Annotated in this window: 13 protein-coding genes and 1 other RNA gene; 6 read left to right on the top strand and 8 right to left on the bottom strand. The window is 73.3% G+C overall.

The genetic code is table 11. The annotated features are described in order from the left end of the window. The first annotated feature begins 93 nt into the window (after positions 1-93). An RNA gene (gene rnpB / locus OG207_RS29750) (RNase P RNA component class A) lies at positions 94-495 on the top strand. A gap of 474 nt (positions 496-969) precedes the next feature. On the opposite strand, the gene OG207_RS29745 is transcribed toward rnpB, so the two are convergent. The 3 genes from OG207_RS29745 to OG207_RS29735 are packed head-to-tail and all read right to left on the bottom strand — an operon-like array spanning position 970 to position 3889. Beyond that, positions 970-2289 carry a bifunctional RNase H/acid phosphatase gene (locus OG207_RS29745; RefSeq protein ID WP_329102541.1) on the bottom strand — a complete coding sequence of 440 codons (1320 nt, stop codon included), beginning with the start codon at positions 2287-2289 and terminating at the stop codon, positions 970-972. After that, positions 2289-3032, bottom strand: coding sequence for a zinc ribbon domain-containing protein (locus OG207_RS29740; protein ID WP_329107979.1), 744 nt, complete (start codon positions 3030-3032; stop codon positions 2289-2291). The genes OG207_RS29745 and OG207_RS29740 overlap by 1 nt, the downstream gene beginning before the upstream one ends. Beyond that, the gene (locus tag OG207_RS29735) at positions 3029-3889 is read right to left on the bottom strand and encodes a Nif3-like dinuclear metal center hexameric protein (protein WP_329102540.1); all 861 of its coding nucleotides are present in this window, start codon (positions 3887-3889) and stop codon (positions 3029-3031) included. The genes OG207_RS29740 and OG207_RS29735 overlap by 4 nt, the downstream gene beginning before the upstream one ends. A 396-nt stretch (positions 3890-4285) precedes the next feature. On the opposite strand from OG207_RS29735, the gene OG207_RS29730 reads away from it, so the two are divergent. Beyond that, positions 4286-5362 carry a hypothetical protein gene (locus OG207_RS29730; RefSeq protein WP_329102537.1) on the top strand — a complete coding sequence of 359 codons (1077 nt, stop codon included), beginning with the start codon at positions 4286-4288 and terminating at the stop codon, positions 5360-5362. 32 nt (positions 5363-5394) lie between these two features. Here the strand turns inward: OG207_RS29730 and OG207_RS29725 are convergent, their stop codons facing one another. The 3 genes from OG207_RS29725 to OG207_RS29715 all read right to left on the bottom strand — a co-directional run bounded on the left by OG207_RS29725 (position 5395) and on the right by OG207_RS29715 (position 8570). Next, positions 5395-6336: a 3-oxoacyl-ACP reductase gene (locus tag OG207_RS29725; RefSeq protein WP_329102534.1), complete on the bottom strand. Its 942-nt coding sequence runs from the start codon at positions 6334-6336 to the stop codon at positions 5395-5397. A 33-nt stretch (positions 6337-6369) separates the two neighbouring features. Further along, a complete protein-coding gene (locus tag OG207_RS29720; RefSeq protein WP_329102532.1) occupies positions 6370-7446 on the bottom strand; it encodes a Zn-dependent alcohol dehydrogenase in 1077 nt (358 codons plus the stop codon). A gap of 269 nt (positions 7447-7715) precedes the next feature. Next, positions 7716-8570 (bottom strand): MaoC/PaaZ C-terminal domain-containing protein, encoded by an 855-nt coding sequence (locus OG207_RS29715; protein WP_329102530.1) that lies wholly within the window; start codon positions 8568-8570, stop codon positions 7716-7718. 253 nt (positions 8571-8823) lie between these two features. Here OG207_RS29715 and OG207_RS29710 point away from each other — a divergent pair, with 253 nt between their 5' ends. From OG207_RS29710 to OG207_RS29695, 4 genes are all read left to right on the top strand, one after another. Continuing rightward, a complete protein-coding gene (locus OG207_RS29710) occupies positions 8824-9177 on the top strand; it encodes a DNA-binding response regulator (RefSeq protein WP_329107977.1) in 354 nt (117 codons plus the stop codon). 179 nt (positions 9178-9356) lie between these two features. Then, positions 9357-9911: an RNA polymerase sigma factor gene (locus OG207_RS29705; protein ID WP_329102528.1), complete on the top strand. Its 555-nt coding sequence runs from the start codon at positions 9357-9359 to the stop codon at positions 9909-9911. Beyond that, on the top strand, positions 9898-10185 hold the full coding sequence (locus OG207_RS29700; RefSeq protein WP_329102527.1) for a hypothetical protein: 288 nt from the start codon (positions 9898-9900) through the stop codon (positions 10183-10185). The genes OG207_RS29705 and OG207_RS29700 overlap by 14 nt, the downstream gene beginning before the upstream one ends. 78 nt (positions 10186-10263) lie before the next feature. Beyond that, entirely contained in the window at positions 10264-10692 is a 429-nt protein-coding gene (locus OG207_RS29695; protein ID WP_329102524.1) for a hypothetical protein, read from the top strand. Between the two features lie 41 nt (positions 10693-10733). On the opposite strand, the gene OG207_RS29690 is transcribed toward OG207_RS29695, so the two are convergent. Both OG207_RS29690 and OG207_RS29685 read right to left on the bottom strand, forming a co-directional pair. Continuing rightward, positions 10734-11249 (bottom strand): YcxB family protein, encoded by a 516-nt coding sequence (locus OG207_RS29690; protein ID WP_329102522.1) that lies wholly within the window; start codon positions 11247-11249, stop codon positions 10734-10736. Positions 11250-11390: 141 nt separating this feature from the next. Beyond that, complete coding sequence (locus OG207_RS29685) at positions 11391-12602, bottom strand: lipid-transfer protein (RefSeq protein ID WP_329102521.1); 1212 nt, start codon at positions 12600-12602, stop codon at positions 11391-11393. Positions 12603-12613 lie beyond the last annotated feature (11 nt).

Raw genomic sequence — 12613 nt, 5'->3', positions numbered from 1 at the left:
CCAGTAGAAACCTTGCCGCTGCGTCAAGGTCAAGCGCGGTCGGGTGGGGTCGGGCGGGGTCGTCGCCCCGGGTAACATGGTCGCCACGGCAGACGAGTCGGCCGGGCGGCCGCGTCGGGATCCTCGGATCCCGCCGAGGAACGTCCGGGCTCCACAGGGCAGGGTGGTGGCTAACGGCCACCCGGGGTGACCCGCGGGACAGTGCCACAGAAAACAGACCGCCGGGGGCTTCGGCCCTCGGTAAGGGTGAAACGGTGGTGTAAGAGACCACCAGCGCCTGAGGTGACTCAGGCGGCTAGGTAAACCCCACCCGGAGCAAGGTCAAGAGGATCCGTCCCCGGACGGGTCTGCGCGAACGCTCGAGGGCTGCCCGCCCGAGTTCGCGGGTAGACCGCACGAGGCCGGTGGCAACACCGGTCCTAGATGGATGGCCGTCTCCCCGGCGACCGCGAGGTCACCGGGCGACAGAACCCGGCGTACAGGCCGGCTCGTCTGCCGCTTCCACTCCCGTTCGGGGGCCAGCGGTTCTCTCTCCCCCGGTCCGGGGTGTCCGGCTCCGGCCGGTCGGTGGTCCTGGGGCGCTGCCCCGGGCCCCGCGCCTCAATCGCCGGCGGGGCTGGGTGGTGTGGGGCGGTGCCCCGCCGGAGTGTCTCCTCGGCTCGCGCGGTACGGCATGTCGCGGCTGTACCCGGTGGTGCGCGCTCGTCCTGCGGGGACACTCCGCCGTGTCCCCACCCCACGGCAGGGCTCCGACAGCACCCCCGAAGCCACCCCGACGCGTGGGGAGCGGGGACGGGGAGGGGTGTCCCCGCAGGACGAGCGCGCAACCACCGCACACAGCCGAGACACGCCCGCACGCGCCGAGCCGAGGAGACACCCCTCCCCGGCCCCGCGCACCAACCCGCACCGGCCTAGATCCCGCCAGGGGTACCGCACCGAGCCCGGACCCCGCCCGGCCCCCCGCCAGGGCTACCGCAGGTGGGACGTCTCGTTCAGGAGGCGGACCGAGGCGTTGCCGTCCGCGTAGTAGGCCACCGCCGAGAGGGAGGCCGCCGAGAGCTCCATGCGGAACAGGGCTTCCGGCGGGGCGCCCAGGGCGAGGCGGACCAGGATCTTGACCGGGGTCACATGGGTGACCAGCAGGACCGTGCGGCCCGCGTGGGCGGACAGCAGGCGGTCACGGGTGGCCGAGATCCGGCGGGTGGCGGACATGAAGCTCTCGCCGCCGCCCGTGGGGGCCGCCTTCGGGGAGTCCAGCCAGGCCTGGAGGTCGTCCGGGAAGCGCTGCTGCACCTCGGCGAAGGTCAGACCCTCCCACGCCCCGAAGTCCACCTCGCGCAGGCCCTCTTCGACCGTCACCGTGAGGCCGAGACGGTCCGCGACGGCCTGGGCGGTCTCCCGGCAGCGGCGCAGCGGGGAGCTGATGACGTTCTGGATGGTGCCGCGTACGGCGAGCGCCTCGGCCACCGCGGCGGCCTGCCGCAGGCCCGCCGGGGACAGTTCGGGGTCGCTGCCGCCGCTGCCGGAGAAGCGCTTCTGCGGGGTGAGGGCGGTCTCGCCGTGCCGCAGCAGTACGAAGGTGGCCGGCGCCCCCATGTCCGGGCCCCAACCGTGGCTGCCCGCGGCGACCGCGGGGGCATCGGCGTCGAGGCAGGGCTCGATGGCGTCCGCCAGGGCCTCGGCGTCGGCGAACAGCGAGTCGGCGGCCTCCTGGGCGGCCGTGGCCGCCGCTCCGGAGGAGGCGAGCAGGGCCGCGCGGACGGCCGCGGCCCCCTTCGCCGCGTCCCCCGGCGGGCCCGCCGGCGCCGGCGGGGTGGCCAGGGCGCGCGCCGCGCCGTGGTCGAGGGCGGCCGTGGACGCCGACGGCTCCCACTGCTGGCCGCGCTTGCCCGCGTCCATCGCCTCGTTCGCGAGCCGGTCAGCGTGCTTGTTCCGCTCGCGCGGGATCCACTCGTACGTCACCTGCGCGCGCGGCAGGATCCGGGCGGCCTCGGCCGCGAGCGGCTTCATGTCCGGGTGCTTGATCTTCCAGCGGCCCGACATCTGCTCGACGACCAGCTTCGAGTCCATGCGGACCAGGACCTGCGCGTCTGACGCCAGGTCACGGGCCGCCGCGAGCCCGGCGATCAGGCCCTTGTACTCGGCCACGTTGTTCGTCGCGACGCCGATGTACTCGGCGCGCTCGGCCAGCGTCTCGCCGGTCGCCGGGTCGAGCACCACCGCGCCGTAGCCGGCCGGCCCCGGGTTGCCCCGGGACCCGCCGTCCGCCTCCACGACAAACTGCGGCATCAGATGCCCGAGTCGGCCGTACGGACCAGGATGCGGCCGCAGTTCTCGTGACGGACGACCTGGTCACGGGCCGCGGACTTGATCTCGTTGACCTCGGCCATGTCGAGCTCCAGCCGGCAGCCCTCGCAGCGGCGCTGGTAGAGGCGGGCCGCGCCGACCCCGCCCTGCTTGACGCGGATCTTCTCGTACAGCGCCATCAGGTCGGTCGGCATGGACGCGACGATGACCTCGCGGTCCTTGGTGACCTTCGCGACCTCGGTGTCGATCTCGGTGGTCGCCGCGTCCCGGCGGGCGGTGGCGTCCGCGGTCTTGGCCTCCAGGGCCGAGACGCGCTCGGTCAGCCCGGTGACGCGCTCCTGCGCACCCTCCAGACGCTCCATGACCTCCAGGACCACGTCCTCCAGGTCGCCCTGGCGCTTGGCGAGGGAGACGACCTCGCTCTGCAGGTTCGCCAGGTCCCGGGCCGAGATGCCCACGCCCGAGTCGAGCCGCTGCTGGTCGCGGACGGCGCGCTGGCGCACCTGGTCCACGTCCTGCTCCGCCTTGGTCTGCTCGCGCGCGGTGTCGCTCGCCTGGGTCTGGGCGGCGACGAGCAGGTCGCGCTGCTGCGCCAGGTCCTTGGTGAGCGAGTCGAGCTCGGCGTGCTCGGGCAGCGACTTGCGCTTGTGGGCGAGCTGAGACAGCCGGACGTCCAGCGCCTGGACGTCGAGAAGTCGGATCTGGTCGGCGGGCTCGGCGTTCAGTTGGGGGCTCCAGAGATAGAAGGGGGTGTGACGGACGGCGCGTGCGCCGTCCAGGGGTCGGTGACCGTGCGCGAGACGTGGGTGCGCAGACCCCAGCCGTGGCGCTCGGAGATCGCGTCGAGCTGGGCCGCGGCCTGCTCGCACCAGGGCCACTCGGTGGCCCAGTGGGCGGCGTCGACGAGGGCGAGCGGGCGGCTCGTCTCGCGGGCCTCGGAGGCCGGGTGGTGGCGCAGGTCGGCGGTCAGGAACACGTCCACACCGGCGGCGCGGACCTGCTCGAAGAGGCTGTCGCCGGAGCCGCCGCTGACGGCGACGCGGCGGACCAGTGCGTCCGGGTCGCCGGCCACGCGGATGCCCTGGGCGGTCGGCGGCAGCCAGGCCGCGGCGCGGGCGGCGAACTCGCGCAGCGTCTCGGGGTGGTCCAGTTCGCAGATCCGGCCGAGGCCCCGGCGGCCGTCAGGGTCGCTCGGGTCCGCCACCAGCGGGCCGGTGATCCGCAGGCCGAGGGCGCCGGCGAGGGCGTCGGAAACCCCGGGGTCGGCGGTGTCCGCGTTGGTGTGGGCGACGTGCAGCGCGATGTCGTTCTTGATCAGCGTGTGCACGACGCGGCCCTTGAAGGTGCCGGCCTCGACGGTGGTGGTGCCCCGCAGGTAGAGGGGGTGGTGGGTGATGATCAGGTCGGCGCCCAGCTTCACCGCCTCGTCGGCGATCTCCTGGACGGGGTCGACCGCGAACAGGACCCGGGTGACCTCGGCGTCCGGGTCGCCGCAGACGGTTCCGACGGCGTCCCACTGCTCGGCCCGCGAGGGGGGCCAGAGAGCGTCCAGCGCGGCGATGACTTCAGAGAGACGGGGCACGGGCCAAGGCTACCGTCCGGGGCGACCGTCCCGGTCAGGCCAGCCCTGCCGGACGGGGCCCCACCCTTCCGGTTCGGACAAACTGGCGGATACCCACTGGCGCCTGACCCCGCCCGGGCGGCGGTCCGGCCCGTACTCCCCCCGGGGGGGGTGCGCCCAGGAAGCCGAGGGCGCGACGCCCGCGGGACTCGGGCACGACCCCGCTCCGGAGCGGCCCCGGGCCCGCTCCGGCCCCGCCGCGCAGGGCGTCGAAGGGCTGACGGCCGTCGCCCAGCACAACCGCCTCGTCCAGCACGCGCGAATCGCCGCGCGGACACCCGTATGTGTGAAGCGGTGTTGGTGGTGTTGTTCGCCGGGAACCCCGAAAACTAGCTTCCCCCCCGGAGGTGACCACGGATGACCGTCTGTGCCATCGAAATGACGACCACGGCCGCGTTCCGCATCGCCGCGGACGGGTCGTACGCCGCCCGGCTGGCCGGGGAGGGCGACGCTCTCTATGCGGAGCGCTGGACCCTCGCCGGGCCCGAGCCGTACGCGGTGCCGCTGCCGCTCGCGCAGCCCGAGGAGGCGGACAGCGAGGTGCTGCCGCTGGCCGACGGGCGGGTGCTGATCCACCGGCGGGTGGCGGAGCGCCACGCCTTCGCGCTGCTGTACCCGACGGGGGCCGGTGCCGGGCCGAGCACCGGGGAGCTCCAGCTGGGCGGGGTGGCCGTGCGGGAGGACGTACGGGTCCGCCTGCTCCCGCCGTGTCCGGCGGGATCCGCTGCCTTCGTCCTGGCCGCGGAGGAGACCGTGAGCACGGTCTGGCAGGTGGCCGGTGGCCTCTCGGGGCCGCGGCCCGTCGCCCGGATCCCGGGGCGCTGCTCGGGCGGCGTCTGGCTGGACCGGGCGGGCCGGCTGCTGGCCCTGGACCGCGAGCTGGACGGCACCACCAAGGCCGTCGCCGTGGACCTGGGGCGCGCCGAGGTGTCCCCGCTGCTGCAGATCACCGAGGACAGCGACGACCGGCTGCTGCTGGCCGACCCGGACAGCGGGCTGCTACTGATCCGCTCCGACGCCCCGGGCACCTCGCGCCTGGGCTGGGGGGTGTCGGGCAGCTCCCTGCCGGTCCGCTTCCCGGAGTGCCTGGCCAGGCTGGGGGACGCGTACCCGTTCGCGGTCCAGCCCGGCCAGTCCCTGATGCCGGAGACCTGCGGGGTGGCGCTGCGGCTACCCGAGGGCGACATCGGCCTGTGGCGCCCCGCCGACCGGCGCGTCTTCCGGCTCGGCGCCCCGGCGGGCTGGCTCGGCGGGGCCGGCCTGTGGAGCCCGCAGGGCCGCCTGCACCTCCCGTACGCGACGCCCGAGGTGCCCTGCGGGATCGTCGGCCTCAACCTGCCGGCCGCCCCGCCCCCGCCAGTGGTCCTGGCTCAGACCGCGCCGACCGCCCCCCGTCCGGTCCCCCTCCAGCAGGCGCCGCTGGCCGGGCGGTAGGGACGGAGGGCGCTCGCCTCCCACGACGGGGCCTAGGCGTGCTTGAGGCCCAGTACCTCCGTCGCGGCGAAGGTCTCGTTCGCCGGGCGGGACGCGTAGTGCGGGGTCAGGAGCTCGTCGAGCTCCTCGAAGGAGAAGGACTCCTTGGCCGTGTCGAACTTGGCGGCCACCTTGGGGCGTTCCATCACGACCACGATCCCGCCGTGCACGACGAACAGCTGGCCGTTGGCCCGGGCGGAAGCGGGCGAGGCCAGGTACCCGACGAGCGGTGCGACGTGCTCGGGGGCGAGGGCGTCCAGCTTGCCCTCCTCGGGGACCTGGAAGCCGGCGAAGACGTCCTCGGTCATCCGGGTGCGGGCGCGCGGGCAGATGGCGTTGGCCGTCACCCCGTACTTCGCGAGCGCGAGGGCGGTCGAGGTGGTGAGGCCCACGATGCCGCCCTTGGCCGCCGCGTAGTTCGGCTGGCCGGCCGAACCGCCGAGGAAGGCCTCAGAGGAGGTGTTCACGATCCGGCCGTAGACCGGGCCGCCCGCCGCCTTCGAGCGCTCGCGCCAGTGCACGGACGCGAAGTGCGTGGTGTTGAAGTGGCCCTTGAGGTGGACCCGGATCACCGAGTCCCACTCCTCCTCCGACATCGAGAAGACCATCCGGTCGCGCAGGATGCCCGCGTTGTTGACCAGGACGTCCAGCTTCCCGAAGCTGGACACCGCCAGCTCGACCAGTTCCCGCGCCTGCTCGAAGTCGGCCACGTCGCCCAGGTGCGCCACCGCCCGGCCGCCCGCGGCGCGGATCTCCGCGGCGACCTCCTCGGCCGGGGCGGCCGAGGCCTCCCCGGAGCCGTCCCGGCCGCTCTGGCCGAAGTCGTTGACGACCACGCTCGCGCCGAGCCGCGCGAGCTCGATCGCCTCGGCCCGGCCGAGCCCGCGGCCCGCACCCGTGACGATGGCGGAGAGCCCCTCAAGTGGGAGTGACATCCGTAGCGTTCCTCTCGCAGGTCTCGGAGCAGGTCAGAGTTCGATGCAGGTGCGCAGGGCGACGCCCGTACGCATCTGGTCGAGCGCGTCGTTGATCTCGGCGAGCTGCACCCGGTGCGTGATCAGGCCCGCCAGGTCCACCCGGCCGGCCCGCCACAGCGCGATGGTGCGCTCGTAGGAGCGGAGCACGTCCCCGCCGCCGTACATCGACGGCAGGATCTTCTTCTCGTCGAAGAAGAGCGAGAACATGTCGATCTGGAAGTTGTCGTCCAGCGCACCGGCGCCGACGATCACCACGCTGCCGCCGCGGCGGGTCATCTTGTAGGCGGTCTGCGCGGTGGCGGACTTGCCGACGACCTCGAAGACGTAGTCGAAGCCCTCGCCGCCGGTGATCCGGTTCTTGGCGTCGTCGAAGGCCTCCGGCCCCACCGCCTCGGTGGCCCCGAACCGCAGGGCCGCCTCGCGCCGCGACTCCACCGGGTCGACGGCGATGATCTGGGCCGCGCCCTGGACCTTGGCGCCCTGGATGACGGAGATGCCGACGCCGCCGCAGCCGATGACGGCCACCGAGGATCCGGCCTCCACCTTGGCGGTGTTGATGGCGGCGCCGAGGCCGGTGGTGACCCCGCAGCCGATGAGCGCGGCGATGTCGAAGGGCACGTCGTCGGGGATCGGGACGGCGCACGCGGCGTCGACCACGAGCTCCTCGGCGAAGGTGCCGGTGGCGGCGAAGCCGAAGATGTCACCGCCCGCTCGGCGGAAGTTGGGGGTGCCCGCGTTGACCAGGCTCGCCAGGCACAGGTGGCCCTGGCCGCGCTTGCAGGACGGGCAGTGGCCGCACGGCGGCAGCCAGCAGACCAGGACCCGGTCGCCCTGCTTGAGGGCGGTCACCCCGTCACCGACGTCGGAGATCACCCCGGAGCCCTCGTGGCCCGGGATGAAGGGAGCGGGCTGCGGCAGGACGCCGCTCATCGCGGACAGGTCCGAGTGGCACAGGCCGGTGGCCTTGATCCGGATCTTCACCTTGCCGGGGCCGAGGCCGACGGCCTCCATGTCGTCGACGACCTCGAGCTTGTCCTGGCCGATCTCGCTCTGCAGTGCTGCGCGCACGGTGCGGCTCCTTGTGTGGTCGGGCGTGAGGGGGTGCCCCGCCGGTCGGGCCGCGAGCCCGGCCCGACCGGCGGGAATTCCCTAGTGCTGCGGCCGGAAAGGTTTGCCGGTTCGCGGCGTTCGGTGCGGTGCATCGCAAGGCGGAAGGCCGCGGCTCGCACTGGACGTACTTGCGCGGTCCGACAACCTGGGGGTCCCCCCGGACGAAGTCTGGGGGATGAGGTGCCGTACCGGGCGTCGTGAGCCGGTGAACCTTTCCGGCCACAGCACTAGGCGTGTTCGACGACGGTGTCGGCGAGGACCGGCGCGTCGTCGCGTTCTGCGGCGGTCACCGAGACCTGGACCCGGCCCGGCTCCTGCCACATCCGGATCCGCAGGGTCTCGCCCGGGTAGACGATCCCGGCGAAGCGCGTGCGGTAGGCGCGGACCCGGGAGACGTCCCCGCCCAGGGCCGTGTCGACGACGGCCTTGAGGGTCATCCCGTACGAGCACAGGCCGTGCAGGATCGGCTGATCGAAGCCGGCCGTCTTGGCGAACTCGGGGTCGGCGTGCAGCGGGTTCCAGTCGCCGGAGAGGCGGTAGAGGAGCGCCTGGTCCTCACGGATGTGCCGCTCCTCGGTACGGTCGGGCGCGCGCCCGGGGAGCTTCTCCTTGGCGGAGGGCCCGCGCTCACCGCCGAAGCCGCCCTCCCCGCGTACGAAGATCTGCGCGTCGCTCGTCCACAGCGGCCCGTCGGCGTCCGCGACCTCCGAGCGCAGCACGATCACGGCCGCCTTGCCCTTGTCGTAGACGGCGGCGACCTTCGAGCGGGAGGTGGCCCGCCCCTTGACGGGGATGGGCCGGTGCAGCTCGATGGAGTGGCCGCCGTGCAGGACGGCGGCGAGGTTGACGTCGATCCCGGGTGCGGCGAGGCCGCCCAGCATGGCCATGCCGGCGCCGGCGACGGTCGCGAAGCTGGGCAGGACGTGGAGCTTGGATTCGAGGGTGTAGCGCAGCTCGTCCGGGTCGGTGGCCGGCCGGCCCGCGCCGAGGCCGAGGTGGTAGAGCTGGACGTCCTTGTGGTCCCAGCCGATGTCCCCCAGGCGGGGGTCGGCGGCGAGGGCCTTGGCGGCATCGATCGGCATGGGGGTGCTGCTCCCTGTCGTTGGAGAACCGGGGCCGTGGAAGACCTCGGCGCGGCCGTCCGCACCGTCGGCCGCACCGAGGTCGCATGCGGGGGCCGGTTCTAGAACGCGTTCTAGGCACGGCCGGTGAGGGAATGTATAACGCACGCCCCCACACTTGGGAAGACTCTTGACTTGACGTCAGATCTGCTGCGTGCGGGGCGTGTTGCACGCCCCGCGGGAGGCGGGGCAATACCCTGCCCGCGTGGAAGAAATGCCTGTTGATCACCGTGCGGGCCGCGCCCTGCGCATCCTGCTGGAGCCGCCGAATCCGGCCCTGGCGCTCCAACTCGGCCTCCAGCCGGACATCGAGGTCGTCCGGGACCCCATGGCCCGGCCCGCGGTGGCCCTGGTGGAGGAGCTCGCGGCCGTGACCGCCCTGCTGGCCGACGACCCCGAGTGCCGGGTGCTCGTCCTGACGGGCTCGGCGCACCCCGGCCTCGCGGAGGCCGCCCTCGCCGCGGGCGCGGTGGGTCTGGTGCTGCGGGACGGCCCGGTCGAGGACCTGGCGGACAGCGTCCGGCGCGCGTCGATGGGCGAGACGGTGGTGGACCCGGCCCTGGGGTGAATCCCGGTGAATCCCGGTGAATCCTTTCGCGGCTCCCACGCCTCTTATGCATGTGCCGGCGCAGAGGTCGGCACCTGACCTGGAGGTTGTCGTGATCACTGCCGTCGCCGTCGGCGCCGTCGTACTGCTCCTGCTCTGCACGTGCACCGTCCTCGTGGCGCGCCGCCGGAGCCGTTCCCGTGGCTGAGTCGACCTGGCCCGCCGAGCCGCTGGTCCTCGCCGCGCAGGGCGGGGACCTCGATGCCGTCACCGCGCTGGTCTGCGGATCGCACCCGAACGTGCGCAGGTTCGCGTACTCGTTGTGCGCCTCCCCCGAGGACGCCGAGGACGCGGCCCAGGAGGCGCTGATCATCCTCTACCGGAAGATCGGCATGCTGCGCGCTTCCGGTGCCCTGGCCTCGTGGATGTTCCGCATCGTCCGCAACGAGTGCCTGCGCCGGGCCCGGCTGGTGCCCCGCGAGCGCGCCCCGCTGCCCGACTCCGCCGTGATGTCGGCCGAGGACGAGGTACTGGAACGCCTGGAGGCCGCCCGGGTGGCGCGGGCGATCGCCGCCCTCCCCGCCGACCAGCGGCAGGTCCTGATCATGCGGGACGTCCAGGGCTACAGCGGGCGGATGGCGGCGGACGCGCTCGGGCTCAGCCCCGCCGCGATGAAATCACGGCTGCACCGGGCCCGCGCGGCCCTGCGGCACACCCTGTACCCGGTTCCCGGAGGCAACGATGGCGATCACTGACGGCCCCGACTTCGCGAGTTCCTCCCTGCCCCGGCACCTGCTCCGCGGCGCGGTCGGCCTCGGCGCCCTGGTCGGCGCCTTCGCGCTCCTCCCGCTCTACGGACCGATCACCCTGGCCCTGGCCCCCGTCGGCCTGGTGGCCCTGCGCGGCTGCCCGATGTGCTGGGCGATCGGGCTGGCCCAGACGCTCTCCCGGGGCCGGTTGCGCCGGGAGTGCGGCACGGAGGGCCGCTGCGAACTCAGGGTCAACCACGCGGTCCCGGCCACCGATTGACGGGTTCCGCAGCAGCGCGCGCCCCCGTACTGGACCAGGATGGGACCTCCTTCAACCTAGCTTCGTGGAGACGGAACCATGCGCTTATCCGCCCTGTCCGCCACCGCCGTGCTCGTACTCGCGACCCTTGCCGGAGGCGCGGCCCCGGCCGCTGCCGACACCCCGGCCGGCGAGGTCCTCCAGGTCGACCTGGACGCAGGCAAGGGCCTGCACCACAACATGGGGACAGTGATCTACGAGCGCGTCGACGGCGCGGCGAACGCGGTCAGGATCATCTCGGTGTCCATTACCAGCGGCGAGCGCGACTGCGCCTGGGTGTCGTGGAACGACCCGCACAACTTCAACGGCTGGACCAACCTGACCACCGAGCCCTCCTGCAACGGCGGGACCATGGGGGAGAACCCCGACATCATCATCAAGGCACCGGTCGGCCACCCGCTCAAGGTGCGCCTGGCCGCCGACCACCTCGGCTCCGACGTGGTGCACAAGGACATCCAGAAGCTCTGACCGGGGCGGGGTGGTAACGGTGTCCGGGCCGGGCCGGGGTGCTACGAGCCGTCGCCGGCCTGCTCGTGCCCGTAGGCGGCGAGGAGCTCGCTCTCGCCCGGGTCGGCGAACAGCCGCTTGGGCACCGCCACGAGACACGTCCGGCGGCGCGAGCGGCCCACGAACACGTGCAGCCGGGGCGTCTCGTAGTAGTAGCGCATCTCGTCCCACACGATCCGCTGCGACTCCCCGCCGCGGAACACCTCGATGCCCGTGCCGTCCACCACGACCCGCTTCTCCTCGGCGGCCCGGCCGCTGCGGAAGCCCCGGCCCACCGCCCACCGCGGCAGGAGCAGCAGCACGACGAGGCCGTACGCCACCGCGATCCCGAGCGGGACGGGGTACACGGTGAGGCCGTCGGACGACAGCTTCAGGCTCGCCGCGGCGAGGAGAATCGTAGTGGCGGCGGCCAGGACCCGGCCCCGCCGGAACAGCCCCGCCGCCTTGGCGGCCTCGTCGTACTCGTCCCTGCTCAGGCTGCCGGTGGCACTGAAGGACAGCTCGTGTATCTCGCTCACGGGAGCGGAGCCTAGCGCTCCGCCCCCGCGGCGCGTGAGCCCTTTCAGCCCCGCCCGGGGGCACCTCCCAGCGGTAGCTGGGGGAGTTTGAGGCGCGGGGGTCCGGGGCGGAGCCCCGGAAGCGGCGGCCCGGCCGGCCCGCTAGCTCCGCAGCAGCGTCACCACCGCCGCACCGCCCAGCCCGATGTTGTGCGCGAGCCCCACCCGCGCCCCCGCGACCTGCCGCGGACCGGCCTCGCCGCGCAACTGCCACACCAGCTCCGCGGCCTGCGCCAGCCCCGTCGCCCCCAGCGGATGACCCTTGGAGATCAGCCCCCCGGACGGGTTGACCACCCACCGCCCGCCGTACGTGGTCGCACCCGACTCCACCAGCTTCCCGGCGGCGCCGTCCTCGCACATGCCCAGCGCCTCGTAGGTCAGCAGCTCGTTGATGGAGAAGCAGTCGTGCAGCTCCACCACGTCCACGTCCTCGATGCCGAGCCCCGAGACCTCGTACGCCTGTCGGGCCGCGGCCGCCGTCATCGGCTTGCCGACCACGTCGATGCAGGAGCCCGAGGCGAAGGAGGCCCCGGTGTCCGTCGTCATCGACTGACCGACGATCTCCACCGCCTTGTCGTGCAGCCCGTGCCGCACCAGGAACCGCTCGGACACCACCAGCGCCGCCGCCGCGCCGTCCGAGGTCGGCGAACACTGGAGCTTCGTCAGCGGCGCGTGGATCTCCTTGGCCGCCAGGACCTCCTCGACCGAGTACACGTCCTGGAACTGCGCGTTCGGGTTGTTCGCCGAGTGCCGGTGGTTCTTCGCGCCGACCGCCGCGAGCTGCGCGGCCGTGGTGCCGTACCGCTCCATGTGCTCGCGCGCCGCGTTGCCGAAGATCTGCGCCGTGGGCGGGGACATCTCGAAGCCGTGGCCGGCGGCCATGATCCCGTAGTGCCGGGCCACCGGCGAGGTCTTGAAGGATTCATTAGCGGCTCCGCCGCGGGCACCCCCGTCCGCGCCCCCGCCCAGTGCGCCGCGCTTCATCTTCTCGAAGCCCAGCGCCAGCACGCAGTCGCTGATCCCGCCCTGCACGAACTGGCGCGCCATCATCAGCGCCGTCGAGCCCGTCGCGCAGTTGTTGTTGACGTTGTAGACCGGCACTCCGGAGAGCCCCAGCTCGTACACGGCCCGCTGGCCGGCCGTGGAGGCCTGGAAGCAGTACCCCACCGGGACCTGCTCGACCAGGTCGTAGCCGATGCCCGCGTCCGCGAGCGCCGCCGATCCGGCCTCCTGCGCCATGTCCCAGTACTGCCAGTCCCGCGACTCCGGCTTCTCGAACTTCGTCATGCCGACGCCCACGATGTACGACTTCATGCCCGACAACT

It is taken from the genome of Streptomyces sp. NBC_01439 (genome assembly GCF_036227605.1).
Classification (GTDB): domain Bacteria; phylum Actinomycetota; class Actinomycetes; order Streptomycetales; family Streptomycetaceae; genus Streptomyces.
This window is presented reverse-complemented; position numbering and strand designations above follow the sequence as displayed.